This is a genomic window from Sphingorhabdus sp., assembly GCF_041737645.1.
GTDB lineage: Bacteria > Pseudomonadota > Alphaproteobacteria > Sphingomonadales > Sphingomonadaceae > Sphingorhabdus_B.
Window position 1 is genome coordinate 1 of sequence record NZ_JBGSRI010000037.1, and the last position, 17,837, is coordinate 17,837.

At 54.1% G+C, this 17,837-nt stretch carries 14 protein-coding genes; 4 read left to right on the forward strand and 10 right to left on the reverse strand.

Features of this window, described 5'->3' with window-relative positions:
- On the reverse strand, positions 1-745 hold a 745-nt coding region (locus ACEW72_RS05600; protein WP_373475396.1), incomplete at its 3' end, for a MarR family transcriptional regulator.
- Positions 746-1,618: 873 nt separating this feature from the next.
- Here ACEW72_RS05600 and ahpC point away from each other — a divergent pair.
- Together ahpC and ahpF are read left to right on the forward strand one after the other, a co-directional pair.
- Complete coding sequence (gene ahpC / locus ACEW72_RS05605; protein WP_373475397.1) at positions 1,619-2,182, forward strand: alkyl hydroperoxide reductase subunit C; 564 nt, start codon at positions 1,619-1,621, stop codon at positions 2,180-2,182.
- A 118-nt stretch (positions 2,183-2,300) separates the two neighbouring features.
- Positions 2,301-3,851 (forward strand): alkyl hydroperoxide reductase subunit F, encoded by a 1,551-nt coding sequence (gene ahpF, locus ACEW72_RS05610; RefSeq protein ID WP_373475398.1) that lies wholly within the window; start codon positions 2,301-2,303, stop codon positions 3,849-3,851.
- Between the two features lie 8 nt (positions 3,852-3,859).
- Here ahpF and ACEW72_RS05615 read toward each other — a convergent pair whose 3' ends face one another.
- The 5 genes from ACEW72_RS05615 to ACEW72_RS05635 form a co-directional block, all read right to left on the reverse strand.
- Positions 3,860-4,978, reverse strand: a complete 1,119-nt coding sequence (locus ACEW72_RS05615) for an acyl-CoA dehydrogenase family protein (protein WP_373475399.1) — start codon at positions 4,976-4,978, stop codon at positions 3,860-3,862.
- Between the two features lie 114 nt (positions 4,979-5,092).
- Positions 5,093-6,718 carry an alkaline phosphatase gene (locus ACEW72_RS05620; RefSeq protein WP_373475400.1) on the reverse strand — a complete coding sequence of 542 codons (1,626 nt, stop codon included), beginning with the start codon at positions 6,716-6,718 and terminating at the stop codon, positions 5,093-5,095.
- 18 nt (positions 6,719-6,736) lie between these two features.
- The gene (locus ACEW72_RS05625; protein ID WP_373475401.1) at positions 6,737-7,855 is read right to left on the reverse strand and encodes a class V aminotransferase; all 1,119 of its coding nucleotides are present in this window, start codon (positions 7,853-7,855) and stop codon (positions 6,737-6,739) included.
- Positions 7,852-8,646: a tryptophan 2,3-dioxygenase gene (locus tag ACEW72_RS05630; protein ID WP_373475402.1), complete on the reverse strand. Its 795-nt coding sequence runs from the start codon at positions 8,644-8,646 to the stop codon at positions 7,852-7,854. Before ACEW72_RS05630 ends, ACEW72_RS05625 begins: the two co-directional genes overlap by 4 nt.
- A 27-nt stretch (positions 8,647-8,673) precedes the next feature.
- Positions 8,674-9,273: a TetR family transcriptional regulator C-terminal domain-containing protein gene (locus ACEW72_RS05635; protein ID WP_373475403.1), complete on the reverse strand. Its 600-nt coding sequence runs from the start codon at positions 9,271-9,273 to the stop codon at positions 8,674-8,676.
- Between the two features lie 36 nt (positions 9,274-9,309).
- On the opposite strand from ACEW72_RS05635, the gene ACEW72_RS05640 reads away from it, so the two are divergent.
- Together ACEW72_RS05640 and ACEW72_RS05645 are read left to right on the forward strand one after the other, a co-directional pair.
- On the forward strand, positions 9,310-10,470 hold the full coding sequence (locus ACEW72_RS05640; RefSeq protein WP_373475404.1) for an aromatic ring-hydroxylating dioxygenase subunit alpha: 1,161 nt from the start codon (positions 9,310-9,312) through the stop codon (positions 10,468-10,470).
- The gene (locus tag ACEW72_RS05645; RefSeq protein WP_373475405.1) at positions 10,467-12,071 is read left to right on the forward strand and encodes a phytoene desaturase family protein; all 1,605 of its coding nucleotides are present in this window, start codon (positions 10,467-10,469) and stop codon (positions 12,069-12,071) included. Before ACEW72_RS05640 ends, ACEW72_RS05645 begins: the two co-directional genes overlap by 4 nt.
- A 77-nt stretch (positions 12,072-12,148) precedes the next feature.
- On the opposite strand, the gene ACEW72_RS05650 is transcribed toward ACEW72_RS05645, so the two are convergent.
- The 4 genes from ACEW72_RS05650 to ACEW72_RS05665 all read right to left on the reverse strand — a co-directional run bounded on the left by ACEW72_RS05650 (position 12,149) and on the right by ACEW72_RS05665 (position 17,830).
- Complete coding sequence (locus ACEW72_RS05650) at positions 12,149-14,542, reverse strand: TonB-dependent receptor (protein ID WP_373475406.1); 2,394 nt, start codon at positions 14,540-14,542, stop codon at positions 12,149-12,151.
- Positions 14,543-14,699: 157 nt separating this feature from the next.
- A complete protein-coding gene (locus ACEW72_RS05655) occupies positions 14,700-16,322 on the reverse strand; it encodes a sulfotransferase (protein WP_373475407.1) in 1,623 nt (540 codons plus the stop codon).
- Between the two features lie 25 nt (positions 16,323-16,347).
- Positions 16,348-16,905, reverse strand: coding sequence for a nucleotidyltransferase family protein (locus tag ACEW72_RS05660; RefSeq protein ID WP_373475408.1), 558 nt, complete (start codon positions 16,903-16,905; stop codon positions 16,348-16,350).
- A complete protein-coding gene (locus ACEW72_RS05665; RefSeq protein ID WP_373475409.1) occupies positions 16,892-17,830 on the reverse strand; it encodes an XdhC family protein in 939 nt (312 codons plus the stop codon). The genes ACEW72_RS05660 and ACEW72_RS05665 overlap by 14 nt, the downstream gene beginning before the upstream one ends.
- Positions 17,831-17,837: the final 7 nt, after the last annotated feature.

A 17,837-nucleotide genomic window follows, 5' to 3' on the forward strand; every position in this document is an offset into this window, starting at 1 on the left:
AGTCCCCATATGCTGTCGCAACCGCATTTTTATAGCCCATCGTCCGGGCCCGTTTGATAGCCTCCGCAATGAGAGAGGCGCCGATGTCGTTTTTCAGAATACGCAGGCGCTCGGTCAGCAGCTCAACGTGCATAACTCCGTCCTCATCGCCTAAGCATATTATTGTACCGACGATACGCCCGTGCATTTCTGCAATGAGAACAAATTTACCCTCTCCTTCCTCGCTCACGGCGACATCAGTGAGTGCTTGGAGCACATAGCCTTCGAAGTCCTTATCGAACCCGTATTCATTTGGATCATCCTCGGTACCAACAATGGATTCCAATACGTAGGTCATCTCCCCAGGTCGTGGCTCGCGGTATTGAATTGCATCAGAAAAGCTGGGGCCGTCTCCGTATTCACCGACGCAAGCAGCAGCAGCGTAGAATTCTCCCAATTCTGTGGGCGACATCTTCGCGAGCACCTGATTGATGATAACCCTCTTCTGAGATCTTGCTTCGCTGGAGACGTGTTGGCCTTGCGGCGTTGCCCTCAACAACTGTCGGCGCCCGCCCTCTGCGACAGAGATAACAAGATTCTTTTGTTTTAGTCTTTTCACCCGCCGGTTTAGCAACCCTGTGTCCATCGACAGTTCACGAGCCAGGTCCGCTTGCGTGCTGGGCTTGCAAACAATCTGATAAAGGACCCTGCCCTCTCCGGCTGGCAAGTCAGGTCGTCCGGCGGCCTCTTCGACTTCGCGCATCATGCTACCAAAGCGATTTGCAAAATACAAAATATCGAAATGCGAGGGATCATGGTGGAACACAGCGGATCTCATCAGGCAAAAGGTAGTTATCCTGACCGAGTCAGCATACTTTACTGACCGAGTCAATACGATTTGTCCATGGTTGCTGACCGAGTCAGCATCAAGTCTGCTAATAATAATGCCGATCGAGGTCGACGTTATAACTATTAATTACAAACGTTGGGTCTATCATTTCAAAAACTTACTATGACGATATCACGGGCCCATAATTATGTCAACTATTTCATATACTTAATCTGCTCTTACATCATAACTGAGGTTCATCGCCATTGCGCGCCAAGCCTTTTATTTAGATTTGTAAGGTGAAACGCAGAAATTTGACATCCAAAATGTCGCGGAAAAGCAAGGCCTTTGCGAAATTTCGCAAAGCAAAACCGGCAAATCTGGCATGTTTAACTACGAAATCCCTGATCGGCAGATTTTCTACCCTGCTATCTGGTAAAATTTCCCTGCTCCAAATTTAGGGAAATTACAGATCCGAGCGCACGAAATCCCCGGAAAACCGTCGCTGATGATGTGGCTGGGGCATAACCTCGCACGGCAATTTCCGGATTTTCCCTGCAGATTCCCTGCCTAACAGGGAATTGGGATCAGAGACCGCATCGAGCAGGACTGCGTGCTGCACCATTATTTTGGCTTTTGTGGCTTATCCCTTGTGATTCGCCTTCCTACATATCGATCCAATGCATAACAAGGCCGCGCTTTAATCAATTAAAGCGATTACTGATTGCGGAAACAGTTGCTGGACGATCCCGGGACAATCCTCTCTTGAGCGGCCATCGAATTACGTCTCCAAATCAAAAAAGGTAGAACATGGGTATCATTGGTTCAATTATTAAGCCGTTCACGACGCAGTCTTACAAAGCCGGAAAGTTCGTTGAAGTTTCCGACACGGATGTAACCGGTAAGTGGGCGGTATTTTTCTTCTATCCTGCGGATTTCACATTTGTGTGCCCCACTGAGCTTGAAGATCTGGCTGATCAATATGCTGATTTGCAAGCGATGGGCGTAGAGGTTTACTCCGTGTCCACCGATACGCATTTCAGCCACAAGGCGTGGCATGACAGCTCGCCGGCAATCGGCAAGATCAACTACCATATGCTGGGTGACCAGAATCACGTCATCAGCAACAATTTCGGCGTCCTGCGTGAAGGCCAAGGCCTTGCCGACCGCGCGACATTTGTTGTCGACCCGGACGGTGTCATCCAGGTTACCGAAATCACCTGTGAAGGCGTTGGCCGTAACGCGGTCGAACTGGTTCGTAAGATAAAGGCCGCCATTTACGTGCGTGAACATCCCGGTCAGGTTTGCCCTGCAAAGTGGGAAGAAGGCAGCGAAACTTTAGCTCCTTCGATCGACCTTGTAGGCAAGATCTAACCAAAGCCGCCAGGTGCCGCGCCGCTTTTCGGTGGCGCGGCCCTGCCCTCCCCTTATCACAATCTCGTCCCGTCGCTAATTTGCGGTTCAATATCGCTCGCTTTGAAAAGACATCCTCATGCTAGATTCCACAACGATAGCTCAGCTTAAAACCTATTTGGCTAATCTGCGGACGCCCGTAGAGATAGTGGCGACGCTGGATGACAGCCAGAAATCAACCGAGATGCGGTCGCTGGTGGAAGAGGTAGTGGCGCAATCAGATCTTTTGAGCGCCCGCTTTGATGGTCAGGCAGACCGCGTACCGTCCTTTGCGATACGCCGCGCCGACGGGAAAGCCGAAACCCGCTTTGCCGGTCTGCCGCTGGGTCATGAATTCACTTCGCTCTTGCTGGCCCTGCTCCATATGGGCGGACATCCGCCCAAGGAAGAAGCCGAGCTTCTGGATGCCGTGCGGGCGCTGCAGGGTGAATATCACTTCGAAACCTTTTATTCACTCACCTGTCAAAATTGCCCTGATGTGATTCAGGCGATTAACATCATGGCGGCGCTTAACCCAAATGTCAGCCATGTTGCCGTCGACGGCGCTTTATTCCGCGAAGAGGTGGAAACCCGCAAAGTAATGGCGGTTCCGGCAGTATACCTGAACGGAGAGCCCTTTGGCCAAGGGCGAATGGACCTGGCACAAATCATGTCCAAATTGGACAGCGGAACCGTGGCGCGTGCGGCCGAGAAGATTGCAGGCAAAGAACCATTTGACGTTCTGGTTGTGGGCGGCGGTCCTGCGGGTGCGGCGGCGGCAATTTATGCGGCCCGCAAGGGTATCCGTACAGGCGTCGTTGCCGAGCGCTTCGGCGGTCAGGTTCTTGACACAATGGGCATCGAAAACTTCATTTCGGTTTCGCATACCGAGGGCCCCAAGCTGGCCGCGCAATTGGAACAGCATGTCCGCGATTACGAAGTCGACATCATGAACCTGCAATTGGCGGATGAACTGATACCGGGCAAAGCAGGTGAGTTGCATGAGATAAAGCTTGCGAACGGTGCGAGTTTGAAGGCGAAAACAATCATCTTGTCCACTGGCGCACGTTGGCGGCAAATGGGCGCGCCGGGTGAAGATGCGTATCGCAACAAAGGTGTTGCATACTGCCCCCATTGCGACGGACCGCTTTACAAAGGTAAGCGCACGGCCGTTATCGGCGGTGGAAATTCCGGTGTGGAAGCAGCCATCGATCTTGCCGGCATTGTCGCGCACGTCACGCTGATCGAATATGACGGACAACTACGTGCCGACGCTGTTTTACAAACAAAATTACGCAGCTTGCCGAACGTGGATATCATCACCTCGGCGCTTACGACTGAAGTGCTGGGCGACGGCGAAAAGGTGACAGGTTTGTTGTATAAGGACAGGACGACAGACGCAGTACATCAAATTGATCTTGAAGGGATATTTGTACAGATTGGTCTGGTCCCCAACACCGAATGGCTTAAAGGCCCGTTGGCCCTATCTGCGCGCGGAGAGATTGAAATAGACTCGCACGGTGCAACCAATGTGCCCGGAATATTCGCCGCAGGAGACGTAACCACCGTGCCGTACAAGCAGATAATCGTTGCAACGGGCGAAGGCACAAAGGCCGCTTTATCCGCCTTTGATTACCTCATCCGGTCCTGACGGGCAAATCACCCAAGTAACAAATGACTCAATTTGGCGCGCTGCCACGCGGCGTCGCCAAATTGGGATGCGTGGAAAATGGCGGCGCGGCGATGCAGCCCTGCATCGCAGTCATGGGTAAAACCAAAGCCACCGTGAAATTGTATCGCACGGTCAGACGCAAAGCTATATACGCCGTCTGCAGCGGCTTTTGCCATACGGACGGCAACTTCGCCCAACCCCTGATCGCTGAAGCTGCTGGCGGCGCTGTACAAATGCGAGCGCGCTTTTTCATAATCAACGTAAGCGTCGACCGTCGGATGCTTCAATGCTTGATATTCACCAATGATTTTCCCGAACTGCTTTCGCGTTTGCAGATAGCTAACGGTATAATCGATCACGCTTTGGGACCCGCCGCACATTTCGGCGCTCTGCAACAAAGTCGCTGCCTGTTCGATATGCGCCAATGCTTGCACGGCCTTGCCGATATCAAGCGCAGCGGATTTAGGTATTGAAAGCCCATCAAGCGTTAAGGCAAAGCTGCGTTTGGTCTCGTCAATAATGGCTTCGCGGCGCAACCGGCCCGCGATCTGCGCCGCGTCAAGCAGAATAAGAGCTGCTTTGCCATCCAGCATCACAGAAGCGATTACAAATTCTGCATTCCCGCCCCACTGCACAAATAGCTTTTCACCCGACAATATCAAAGAGTCGCCATCGGATTTTGCAGTGGCTGTAATATTGCAGAGATCCCAATCGCCGTTCGCCTCAAACAACGCCAATGTGCCGATCGTACCTTCGGCGAGCTTGGGAAGCCAATGTGATTGCTGTGTTTCTGTTCCGCCGGCAATCAGAGTTTGCGACGCGAGTGTTGATGCAACAAATGGCGAGGCCATCAAATGACGGCCCATTTGCTCAACAACCGGAACGACCTCTGCCAAAGTCAGGCCAACCCCGCCATGCACCTCGGGGATTGCTATTGCGGTCCAGCCGAGCGCCGCCATTTCAGCCCAAACGCCCGCGTCGTAGCCCATGTCGCTTTCCATCAGCTTGCGAACCTTGTCGACCGGAGATTTGTCGCGGCAAAAAGTTGTCGCAACATCAAGCAGCTCAATCTGCTCCTCGCTATAGCCAAGGCCCGCCATCTGCATCGTACTCTCCCGTCTTGTATTCATTCCTCTATGACGCGATGGACTACAAGAAATCAAGCGCGTTTAATCGCACGGTTAAATACAGACCTTATTTATGGCCAGATTTTAGCGCTCTCAAGCAGATTCCAGAACCTTGCGTCCTGGCCGCACTTTCATGCGATGGCTGGTCTTCGTCGCCATAGAAACGTCTTTGATCGATTGCATAAACACCCATTCGTTCGTCGCCGCCTGTTGCGTTAGTGACAGGTGCATATAGCCACGATTAGAGGTATCGACCCAGCGCAGCTCCTGCTTGCTGCCTCCAACCAGTCCGCGTGCGATGACAGCGGGATCGATGCCTTGCGCTGCGCTTTCAAAACCGGGGGAGGACACGCTGTGCCCGCCAAATTCAACACCCGCGGGCTTGCCACCTTCGGGAAGATCATATGCCCAGGCATTGTGGCTATCGCCCGTGACCACGACCAGATTGGCATCCTTGCGCTGCGCCGCCGCCAAAAGCCGTGACCGGGCCGCAGGATAGCCGCCCCAATTGTCCAGATTATAAGGCAGCCCGGCCTTGCCCGTCGCAATGCCCTGTCGCACGAAATTCTTTGTGCGGTCAGGCGCATTTGCCGGGAACCAGTTCATCGCGTCTTCCGGGGTGTAATTATACCCCATATTTGTACCCGATCCGACTACTGCCCAAAGGCCCTGATTACGGCCGATTGCCTTGTAGAGCCAGCTTTCCTGCTCTGTGCCCATCATCGTCATTGACGGGTCGAGCCAATCGGTTTCGCGAAATTCCGACAAAGCTTTTGCAGGGTCAGCCGCGCGCATATAATTACTTGCTTCATAGGGTCGCGAACGACCGACTGCACGCGTGTCGGTGCGGTAATAGGTCGCTAAATCACCTATCGGATATTCTTTCCAAGGCGTTTCGCCGACCGGCAACCATTCGCGCCACACTTGCATCGCGGCGTTTTTGCGGTTTGTCCAATCGCCCTCGTCTGCTTGATGATTTTGGGCGCCGCCTTCCCACATGTCATTGGTGCCTTCATGATCGTCAGTGCTCGGGATCATGGGGAAATTGGCATGCAAAGCCTGCAACTGCTTGTCAGCACGATAGCTTGCATATCGCAGGCGGTAATCGGCCAGCGTCAAAATTTCATCGGAAGGGAAAATGCGCGCGGCAAATTTTGCGCCGCCATCATATCCGCCGCGACCATATTCATAAATATAGTCGCCCATGTGCAGCACCAGATCGATATCATCACGCGCCGCCGCGTGGCCATATGCGTTGAATTCACCAAAGCCGAGGTTCGAGCAGGAAAATACTGCGATATTAAACTTGGCTGTTTTTCCAACCGGAAGTGTTTTTGTCCGGCCAACGGGCGACATCGTGCCATCGGGCGCGATGAAACGGAACCAATGCCATTTGCCCGGTGCAAGACTATCTACCGTAATCTTGACCGTATTGTCGCGCCATGGCCCAGTGACCATTTGACCGCCACCGGCAATTTTCGCGAAATCCTGACTTTCCGAGATTTCGACGCGAACCTTGGAAGCGCCGCCGGTGGGGTTCACATAGCGGGTCCATAACAGCACAGAATCTGCGGATGGTTCGCCACTTGCAACATTGTGCGTAAAGCCTGTCAGCCCCAGCAAAGCCTGTGCCATCGCGGCGCCACCGGGAAGTATCAATCCGCCAATGCCAAAACCCGCAGTTGCCAATAAAGCGCGACGATTTATGATAAATGACATCCCTGTTTCCTTACATTTTCAGTCTATTAACTTCAGTATCTCGTGCAATTGGTCAACGTCTTTTTCATCTTGGTAAATACCAAATCCGAATCGCAGGACATCGCCTCTGACGTCGGTCACCACTTGATGCTGCGCCAGAGTCGCATGAATCTGTGATGCCCGCGGGCCCTTCAAAGCCAAAAAACGGGCATGGGGTTTATCGCCGAGCGGATTGACAATTTGCATTTGCGGCACATTCAATTTGCTAAGAAATTGCTGTTGCAGACGTGTGACATAATCGGAAATAACTTCCGTCGTCAGCCCTTCGATGTCCAACATATTGCGAACGGCGCAAAATCGATAAAGACCCGAAGGGTCAAATGTACTCCCGAGAAATCGTCGGCCATCGGGTGCATAACCGATACTGTCGGGTGGCAAGGCAAGGTCATCAAATTCGGCGTACCAGCCTGTAATTTGCGGCCTTAATGCAAATCCCGGTGGAGCGTGAAGGAAGCACACCCCTTCCCCTGCCATCGCATATTTATAGCCGCCGGACATGTAGAAGATGCGGTCCGAGACATCGCCCAAATGTGTCGGGATAGCCATAAAGCCATGGTAGCCGTCAATGACCACCCAAGGCCCTTTAGGCTCTGCCAATGCGGCGAGCGGGGCGAAATCAACTATCCGGCCAGAATTGAACAGCACATGGCTTGCAAAAATCAGGTCGTACCCACCCTGTTGCGCTTCAGCCAACAGAGCCGCTGCGGGGACTTGTTTCCAAATGATTTTTCCGCTTTCAACCCAACGCGCCATCTGTCGCCGAAAACTGTGGAATTCGCCATCGGTCGACAGAACACGGACCGGTGCGCGGTCGATCGCCGACATAATCCGTACTAAAAAGTCATGCGTATTCGAAGAAAAACTGATCGTGGACGGATCAGGCAAGGCCAATTCGGTGGCGATATGGCCCTGTGCTTCGGACCACAGCGTGCCCATAACAACGCCCCATTTATGATCGGCCAGATGCGCCGCATCGGTCCATGCGGCCATGTGACCGTCATGGCTGGCGTCAGGCCACAAATGATGGCTGTGTGCTGCAAAATGGAGGCGATCCGGCGCGGCGGAAAGTGCCCGGCTGAAAAGATGCTTGTAGCTCACAATTGTGTCCGCAACGACCAAAGTTCGGGAAAGGCACGTTTGCCTAACGTGCTGCTCAAATAGCTTACACCGGCGGTTCCGCCTGTTCCACGTTTCCCGCCAATGATCCGCTCTACGGTAATCACATGCTTATGCCGCCACGTCGCCATGGCATCGTCCAGATCGACCAGTTTCTCCGCCAGTTGATATAATTCCCAATAGCGCTCGGTATCGCGGTAAACCTCCAGGAATCCGGCTTCGACTTCAGGCGAAAACACATGCTGTTGCGACCAGTCACGCGCCAATTGCCCCAACGGGACATCTATTCCCGCGCGGGCCAACGCGATGATTGTGTCATCCCAGATGCTGGGTTGCGTCAACGCCGTAATCATCGCCGCTCGCGCTTCGGGCCGGTCCTCCTGAAACTTCAGATGGGCGCTGTCTTTCAGGCCCAGAATATATTCAACGGTGCGGAACTGGTCGGATTGAAACCCAGAGCTGGGGCCCAAAACGTACCGGAACCGGGTGTAATCCGACGGGGTCATGGTGGATAAGACATCCCAACTGAGCGTCATAACCGCTTGAATCCGGCTCACTCTCGCCAAAGCCTTATAGGCCGGAACGAGCGCATCTGCGCGGATTTGCGCCTGCGCCAGGTGCAGTTCGCGGATCATCTGCTTCAACCATAATTCTTTCGTCTGATGGATGATAATGAACAGCATCTCGTCATCCAGCTCCGACTGGGGATGCTGGCAGGATAGCAATTCGTCGAGCGCAAGATAACGCGCATAGGTCATGGGGGCATCGCTCATGCCGCAACATTAACGTTGCATTTGAAACTATGCCAGCAAACTATCCAACCACTTTTCCGCAAGTGCCTCCGCCTCATCGACACTGAAGGGCGCGTTGCCGAGACTGAGTTCCAACCACAGCCCGTCGACCAATGCCGTAAACGCCACCGCCGTCAGGCGCGGGTCATCTGGCGCGCCGGGACACGCCGCGATTAGCCGTTCCATGTCCCGCCTATTGTCCGCATAAATCTCGCTATGGATGCGGCCGATTACAGGATCGGTGCGCGACAGGCTCCAAAACGCAATCCAGGTTGCCAGCAATTCGGGATCGGCAATAGGCTCACGAAAACTGGCGGTGACAAAAGCAAGAAGGCGGCCGCGGGGATTGCCGGGAGGCACCGCTTCCACCGCTTCGTGCAGCGCCTTGGCGACCCTCGTCCCCGTTGCCCGGTAAGTTGCAGCGACAAGCGCATCGATGCCGTCGAAATAATGCCGCAGCAACCCGGGCGACACGCGTGCTTCAACGCAGATGGAGCGGACCGATGTGCCTTGTGCGCCGAGTGTTGCAAGACAATGTGCACACGCCGCAATCAACGCTTCCTTGCGGATATCGGCGCTCTCGCGGGTAAAGACTTGTCGCGCGCTCATGCTGTTGTTATACACTCGTATAACAAGGGAATCAACATGTCCGTTCAAACCACGCAAGATCATATACACGCATTGGAAGGCTGGAGCATTCCGGCATGGACATATAGCGATCCCGAATTTGCGAAAGTTGAGGTGGAGCGTATCTTTCGCCCCGCATGGCAAGTGGTTTGCCATATCAGCGACGTTCCGGATGTGGGCGATTGGCACAGCCTCGATTATGTAGGGGAGAGCGTTATCGTCGTGCGCGGCGCGGACCAAATACTGCGCGCTTTTACCAATGTCTGCCGTCACCGCGGCTCCCGGCTTGTCGATGGATCGAGCGGCTGCGCGAAAAAGCTCGTGTGCCCCTATCATGCGTGGACTTACGATCTTGATGGTCGCCTGACGGGCGTTCCGGACAGTGCATCCTATCCCACCTTGGACAAGAATAAGGCAGGGCTGGTTTCCGTGGACATGGAAATCTGGCGCGGTTTCATTTTTGTCCGGCTGGAAAGCGGGGGACCGTCCGTGGCCGAGATGATGGCACCCTATGAAAATCAGGTTGCGCCATACAAATTCGAAGAATTGAAAGCTCTGGGCCGCGTCACTTTGCGTCCACGTGCTGTGAACTGGAAAAATGTCGGCGACAATTATTCCGACGGACTCCACATACCCGTCGCGCATCCCGGTCTGACCCGCCTGTTCGGCAAATGCTATGGTGTCGAGGCCGAACCCCATGTTGATCGCATGTGGGGTGATCTGGTGGATCGGACATCATCCAATTGGTCGGAACGAGCCTATCAAAATCTATTGCCTTCGGTCCCTTATCTGCCGGAAGCCAATCAAAAGCGCTGGCTCTATTTCAAATTGTGGCCGTCGGTCGCATTCGACATCTATCCCGATCAGGTCGATTTCATGCAATGGCTACCCACCGGCCCCGATAGCTGCCTGATCCGCGAGATCAGCTATGTTCTGGACGATGATCGCCGCGAAATGCGCGCGGCGCGTTACCTTAACTGGCGTATCAACCGGCAGGTCAACGCCGAAGACACCGACCTGATTGCGCGTGTCCAACAGGGCATGGAAAGCCGCAGTTTTTCCATGGGGCCTTTGTCCGACAAGGAAGTCTGCCTGAAAAGCTTCTGTCGCCGCGTGCGCCATCTCATTCCTGAAGCCTGCCTCGAACATCGCCCCGCGCCGGGCTGGAGCCACACATGACCAAAAAATATGATGCCCTGATTATCGGCGCCGGCCATAATGGCCTTGTTTGCGCATTCTACCTTGCGCGTGCCGGACTAAAAGTCCGCATTGTCGAACGGCGCGACGTCGTTGGTGGCGCCGCCGTGACCGAAGAATTTTACCCGGGTTTCCGTAACTCGGTGGCCAGCTATACCGTCAGCCTGTTACAGCCCAAGGTCATATCCGACATGCGGCTGGCCGATCATGGCTATCGCGTCATCGAACGCCCGATCAGCAATTTTCTGCCGCAGGAAGACGGCGGATATTTGAAGCTTGGTGGCGGGTTGGAACGCACGCAGGCGGAATTTGCACGCTTTTCCAAACATGACGCACAGGTTCTGCCTGATTATTATGAAATGCTGGAAAATGTCGCCGATGTCCTGCGCGATCTGGCACTCAAATCCCCGCCCAATATTGGCGATGGTCTGAAGACATTTATCGATGCCGCCCGCCAGGGACGCGGACTGATGAAATTGTCGCTCAGCCAACAGCGCGATGTGCTCGACCTGTTTACGAAATCTGCGCGTAGTTTCCTCGATAGCTGGTTTGAAAGCGAAGCTGTCAAAGCCGCGTTTGGCTTTGACGCGGTGGTCGGCAATTATGCCAGCCCCGACACACCCGGCAGCGCTTATGTCCTGTTGCACCACGTCTTTGGCGAAGTGAACGGAAATAAGGGCGCATGGGGTCACAGTGTCGGTGGGATGGGCAATATCACCCAGATCATGGCCAAAGTGTGCCGCGAACTCGGTGTGGACATCAGCTTGGAAGCCCCTGTCGCGCGCGTTTTGGTCGACGGCGAAAAAGTCGCGGGCGTGCGGCTTGAAACCGGCGAGGAAATCATTGCAGACCGCGTCATTTCCAATGTCGGACCGAAGATATTGTACGAACGCATGTTCGACGATGGCGACCTGAAGCCGGAATTCAAACGGCGTATCAAGGGCTTCAAGGTGGGCAGCGGCACATTCCGCATGAACGTTGCACTATCGGAATTGCCCAAATTCACCTGTTTGCCCGAACCGGGCGAGCACCATCAATCGGGCATCATCATTGCGCCGACACTGGACTACATGGACCGCGCCTTCCTCGACGCAAAGCGCGACGGCTGGTCCAAAAAGCCAATCGTGGAAATGCTAATCCCGTCAATAATCGACGACAGCCTTGCCCCAGCTGGCCAGCATGTCGCATCGCTATTTTGCCAGCAATTTGCCCCCGAACTGCCCGACGGTCGTGATTGGGATGCAGAGGAAGGCAAGGCTGCCGATCTGATTATCGACACCGTTGAGGAATATGCCCCCGGTTTCCGCGCATCGGTTTTGGGACGCCAGATATTATCGCCCAAGGGCCTTGAACGGAAATTCGGACTTGCAGGCGGCGACATCATGCACGGCAATATGAGCCTCGACCAATTATGGAGCGCGCGACCTGTCCTCGGCCATGGCGCCTATCGTGGACCTTTGAAGGGCCTGTATATGTGCGGCGCGGGCACGCATCCGGGCGGCGGCGTGACCGGAGCACCAGGCCATAATTGCGCCTCGGAAATATTGGCAGACCGTAGCTTTTTGGGACGCCTGTTCGGCTAAATGAAAAAGCCGGGCCACTACTGGCCCGGCTTTCCCCCTGTCACCCACGGTTATACACCGAAGACGTGACTAACTTTTTAGAATTTTGTACCCAGCTTCAATCCAAATATCTGCGGCTTGACCGGATATACCCTTGAAAATGCACCGCAAATGGTTGTTGAGCAGGCTGTGTTCAGGCTCAACTGACCCCGTTTGTCGAACGCATTCTGGATGAAGGCTTCAACGCTCCAATTTCCAAAATTGGTGCCTGCGGAAAAATCAAATGTCGTAAATGCACGGGTTGGACCGACCGCTGCGAAATCGTCGTCGGTCAAGAAAGTCCGCGTTCCACCCTGGTGGTTCATCGAACTTTGGACAAAGGCATCGTTGCTGCCCAGCGGGAATTCATAACGGGCGGTCAAGCTGCCCTTGAACTTTGGCTGAACCGGCAAACGGGTGCCCTTTGCCGCCGCGGGGGTAACGCCGGTCACGCAAACGATATTACCCGTGGCATCGACCTGACAGAAATCCGTGGTCAATTGCGCGTCGATATAGGTTCCCGAACCCGACAATGTGAGGCCACCCAGTGACAGCGCAAAATCGCCTTCGATCCCGTAAATTCGGGCGTCGCCTGCATTGTACGTGTTGGTCACGCCATTGTTGCCAACAGGAACCAGGCCGAATTGCAAATCTTTCCACTCTTCGTAGAAGACCGCACCGTTCAAACGCAGTTTCCGATCCAGCCAGCTTGTTTTCCAACCAATTTCATAATTGGATAACGTGTCGGATTCGAATGGCAAAATACCCGGACGACGGTTGTTACCACCCGGGCGGAAGCCGGTTGAATATGTCGCGTAGATCATCTTTTCCGGCGTAACTTGCCAGCTCAAGTTGACCTTATGTGTTTCGCCAGTTTCCTTGTATTTCTTGTCGACATTGTCGCAAGGACGGTTGGTGGCAGTCGTCGGCAAACAGATTGCCTGTAACGCATTGCGGTTAAAGCCGGAAAATCCGAACAGCGAACTCTTCGCTTCAAACCCGCGGATACCGGCGGTTAACTTAACCTCTTCGGTGATGTCATAAGTGGCTTCGGCAAAGGCAGCAAGATCGCGGTCCTTGCGGTCGATCCGGGTCAGGAATACGGTATCCCCGAATGCCGCACCAACCGGAATCAGATTGCTGTTGGGCGGCGTTGGAATACCGCTCAACCCGGCGATGTCATAATTGGCGGCGACTGCATCGGTCTGGCGTTGAAAGAACACACCCGCTGTTACGCGGAAACGATTTTCAGACGGCGACACAAACCGCAATTCATGCGTTTGCTTGGTATATTTGTCGGCAGTAAATACAAATTGCGATGGATCGAGAAACCCGCCGGTACCGGTAGGGAAATTGGTATAATATGACCCGTAAGTGTCATAAGCGACCGAATAATAGGAATAATCGGCTGCGCTATTGACCTTGCGTTCAAAATAACCGCCGGAATAGACCATGTCCCAATTGCCGATTTTGCCTTCGACCGTCAAAGCGGCCTGAAACCAGCGATCTTTGTAGCGGGTTTCCTGAAAGTCGGTGACTTTCAAATCCCCTTTGCGGGGATCGAACAGGAATGGCCCCGAAGTTTCCTGATTCTGGTAAATGATGGTCGGCGTTACGGTCCAATTGTCATCGAGATCAATCTTCAACGCTGCGCGACCACCAAAGGTTTCGGCATCATTGAAATCATCTTCTACCAATGCGGCGTTATTAACGGTCAGATTTGTCGTTGGATCGCTATCATCCAAAGTAAAGGTCCGGCTACCGGCGATATTGTCGATATAACCACCCTCACGACGATAAAAACCGACAACGCGTAGCGCGGCATTGTCGGACAGCGGGAAGTTCAGAAATCCTTCCAGACTGCCGCCAAATTCGCCTTTGCCATATTTGTTGATCTGGACGTCGGCACCACCTTCAAAGCCAGCGGTTGATGGCTTGTTGGTAATCAGGCGCAACGTACCGGAGAGCGAACTTGCGCCGAACAAGGTTCCCTGTGGACCCGAAAGCGCTTCGATACGGGCAATGTCATAGACATGAAGGTCAACCGAACCTGCGATGGTCGTGACCGGAATTTCGTCAAGATAAAGGCCGGTTGCCGGTGCAGGTCCAATGTGCAAGCCATCGCCGCCACTGGATACGCCGCGGAAATAAATCTGCGACTGTCCAGGACCGAACGATTGGAAACTAACGCTAGGCAAAAGCTTGGAAAAATCATCAAGGCTTGCGACCTGTTGCTGGTCCAGCGTTTCTTCGCCGAGCGCCTGAATGCTCAACGGCACCTTTTGCAGGCTTTCTTCGCGCTTGGTTGCGGTTACAACGATTTCGCCAGGCAATGCCTCTTCATCCGCTGGCGTTTCTTGCGCGGCGGCGGGCATGGCGAAGCCCAGTGCAGTCGATGCGAGCAGCATGGAAGCTGCGGCGCGGACTTTGGTTGTTCTATTCATACGGCGCATGATGCGTCCTCCCTAGTTTCCCTGAAGCAACTAGACTCCTATTCCGTACCGCAGCGCAATATATTTTCGGCGAATGTCGCAAATTGGCATCATTTAGCCTGCAAGCTGTGGCAAGGATGCAACTATTGTTGTTTGCAACTCGACTTTGGGACTTGGGCTAGCGAACGTCGGGATAGCTATCCAAAATACCACCAAGCGCGGATTTGAGTGGCTGCAAATGGCGTTCATAAGGCTTCCATTGGTCAACCCCGTCGCGATTTATCGGTCGACGCACCTGTTCGGCGCTGGGCGTCTGGACAGCACGTTCATTTTGCCAAAATTGCAGGCAGGCATCTTCGAACGGCAGTTCGAGATATTCCAGCATCGCTCCGATTTCACGTTCCGGATTTTCAATAAGAGATTCGTGAATCACGCGATGTACGCGGCCCGGCAAGACCGTATCGACCTGATGCATATAGCCGACATAGTCAGCATAATATTGGCCAACATCATGAAGGCTGTAGGAAAAACTCTGGCCACGGGCGAAATGCTGTTTGAAATTGGAAAAGCAACAATCCATCGGGTTGCGCCGCGCGTCGATAATCTTCGCGTTGGGCAGGATGAGGCGGATCAAGGCTACATTTTGCCAGTTATTCGGCATTTTATCGATAAAATAGGGCTTGTCGCTTTTACGGTGGATACGGGTGCGCGAAATATATTCGGCGCCAATCCGCTCACGGTCGGTCGCACTTAAATTGGCAAGACCCCGACAATAATCGCCCGCGTCTGCTTCTTTCGCCTGCCCTGCGATGCGTTGCGATATCATGCCGATATCGGGCAGCTCCTGCGTTCCTTCGACGCACGAATGGCTGGACAATATTTGTTCGATCAATGTTGAACCGGCGCGCGGCATACCCAGAATGAAAATCGGGTCTGCGGCGGCATGACCACCACTGCGCGACGTGAAAAAATCTGCGGTCATCTGTTGGGTCCGCCGCGCGATCATCGCGCTATTTTCATGTGCGTCATAATCAAGGGTCGAACGACGCAGGCGGTTGGCGTTATCATAATGGGCAAAAGACTTATCCCATGATTTTCGGTCTTCCAGCGCTTTGCCCATTGCAAAGTCGAGATGGAAACGATCTTCATCACCGATATTGTCGCGGGCCAATTGCGCGCGCATAATCGCCAATTCTTCATCCGAAATCCGCACGGTCTTCAAATTGGCGAGGCTCCAGTAAGCTTCGCCATATTCGGGCTTTAGCATGACCGATTTGCGATAGGCGGCAACACTGTCATCGCGCCTGCCAACCGTTTTCAGAACATGGCCATAAGACAGCCAGATTTTTTCCTGCTCCGGCTTTGATTTCAAAACCTGCTCATATAACGCAACCGCATCTGCGTAATCACCAATGCGCCCCGCCGCCGCCGCTTTCAAATTGGCGGCACCGATATCTTCAGGGTCATTGTCGAGCAACAGGTCCAGCTCGGCAATTGCTTCTTCGGGTCGCCCTTGCCGATATAGTACCAATGCCAGATTGGACCTTGCAGGAACAAATGCAGGTGCCAGTTCAACCGCCCGTCGCAAAAGATTTTCGGCATCGGAAAACCGGCCGATGCGCCCTGCAAGTTCGGCAAGCATTCTGATCGTTGCCACATCAAACGGATTTCGCTTCAGCCGGGCCTTCAATATCGGTTCGGCATCGTGCAGCCGATTTTCATATAATGCCAACGCCGCCGCCATAAGTTCAGGGTTGCGAAGGGCGGACTCTATGGATTGTTGTTCAGGGTTGGCTTTCATCCGGTGATACTAGGCGATGGCTTCATTATTTTGAAGCAGGCAAATCGGCGGCAGTGTCGATATCGCGCAACCAAGCAGGAGCTATTGCGATTACCCTTGCCGATCCCAAAAGCGCCGCACCGCCGCGATCCCCTGATGTCGTCAATAAATCCGGCCAGCTTTCCCGGGGAAACAAAGCAGGTGGCATATTGGCTGTGCCATTATTGGAAGCGGTCAGAACACCGGCGCGCGCAACTGCCCTTAAGTGCGATTCGGGAACAAACGGCATATCGGCCAATGTTACCAGCAAAGCCTGCGCCGGGGTTGCACTTGCTGCCGCGACGGCCAGATGCAATGAATGGGCTTGCCCCGCCTCAGGTGACAGATTTTCTATTATCTGAAAGCCTAGGTCCGCATAATGGACAGATATCGCAGACGTCGGCCCGCAAACCGCAAAGCGCCAGCCAAAACCCATGTTGGACAGGGTGTGGCCGATATGGACGCCCAATGGCAAATCGCCCAAAGGAGCCATCAATTTATCGCCGCCAAAACGCCTGCATAGCCCGGCGGCCAATATCACGACGGCAATATCAGCGCAGTCCATGATTAAACGCCCGCACCATTCCGGCCGCAATCGACAGGGCGATTTCGGGCGCGCTAATCGCATTTATCGCAACGCCCGCAGGCCCCTCTATACGTGTCAGCCGATCTGCGTTCATTACCGAAGCCATCAACCGCTCGGTTCGTTTGGCGTGGGCTGCCTTCGACCCGAGCGCCGCGATATACCCGGCGTCACTGGCCAATGCGGCAATCAGCGCCGGGTCATCAATTTTGGGGTCATGACTTAAGGTGACGATAGCCGTTCGCATATCGGGTTTGCGCGCGGATATCGCATCATCGGGCCATCGGTCGTCCAATTCGGCTTTGGGGAAACGTTCCTTGGTCAGAAATCGCGCGCGGGGGTCAACCAGGGTTACTTCAATATTCAGGCCGATTGCGATCTCGATCAATGATGCAGCAATTTCGACAGCGCCGACGACAATAAGCCTGCGCGGGGGCAGATAACTGTTGATGAAAAAATCACCTTCATCGGTGTCGACAATGCGGCTCATGCCATTTTGCAAATCTGTTCCAATTCGCAAAGCCGTGCCCGCAGCGCGTGCGTCGATGATTGAACCAAATAACCCACCGGGGAAAAGCGTGGGTGCGACATTTTGTACTAGCACGACGATGTCACCGCCACAGGGCAAGCCAACCTCCCACGCGGCGCCGTCCGCGACGCCATAGCGGCGGATGACAAAGCAGTTTTCGGCGATAACTTGACGGGCGATTTCGAGGACGTCACCCTCCACACAGCCACCCGAAACAGACCCGGTGAATCGCCCGTCTTCATGAACCAGCATATGCGTTCCGGCGGGGCAAGGCGCTGATTTCCATGTCTCTATTACCGTTGCAAGCGCCATCGGCGCGCCACGCCATGCCTGCACACTGGCCAAAATTCGGTGATGATCGGCTAACCCTGTTTGCATCCGCAAT

Excerpts from the sequence above, each read along its gene's own strand:
- ACEW72_RS05620 (WP_373475400.1), bottom strand. The coding sequence starts at position 6,718 with ATGTCATTTATCATAAATCGTCGCGCTTTATTGGCAACTGCGGGTTTT.
- ACEW72_RS05640 (WP_373475404.1), top strand. The coding sequence starts at position 9,310 with ATGTCCGTTCAAACCACGCAAGATCATATACACGCATTGGAAGGCTGG.
- ACEW72_RS05615 (WP_373475399.1), bottom strand. The coding sequence starts at position 4,978 with ATGCAGATGGCGGGCCTTGGCTATAGCGAGGAGCAGATTGAGCTGCTT.
- ACEW72_RS05655 (WP_373475407.1), bottom strand. The coding sequence starts at position 16,322 with ATGAAAGCCAACCCTGAACAACAATCCATAGAGTCCGCCCTTCGCAAC.
- ACEW72_RS05635 (WP_373475403.1), bottom strand. The coding sequence starts at position 9,273 with ATGAGCGCGCGACAAGTCTTTACCCGCGAGAGCGCCGATATCCGCAAG.
- ahpC (WP_373475397.1), top strand. The coding sequence starts at position 1,619 with ATGGGTATCATTGGTTCAATTATTAAGCCGTTCACGACGCAGTCTTAC.
- ACEW72_RS05650 (WP_373475406.1), bottom strand. The coding sequence starts at position 14,542 with ATGCGCCGTATGAATAGAACAACCAAAGTCCGCGCCGCAGCTTCCATG.
- ahpF (WP_373475398.1), top strand. The coding sequence starts at position 2,301 with ATGCTAGATTCCACAACGATAGCTCAGCTTAAAACCTATTTGGCTAAT.
- ACEW72_RS05660 (WP_373475408.1), bottom strand. The coding sequence starts at position 16,905 with ATGGACTGCGCTGATATTGCCGTCGTGATATTGGCCGCCGGGCTATGC.
- ACEW72_RS05665 (WP_373475409.1), bottom strand. The coding sequence starts at position 17,830 with ATGCAAACAGGGTTAGCCGATCATCACCGAATTTTGGCCAGTGTGCAG.
- ACEW72_RS05630 (WP_373475402.1), bottom strand. The coding sequence starts at position 8,646 with ATGAGCGATGCCCCCATGACCTATGCGCGTTATCTTGCGCTCGACGAA.
- ACEW72_RS05645 (WP_373475405.1), top strand. The coding sequence starts at position 10,467 with ATGACCAAAAAATATGATGCCCTGATTATCGGCGCCGGCCATAATGGC.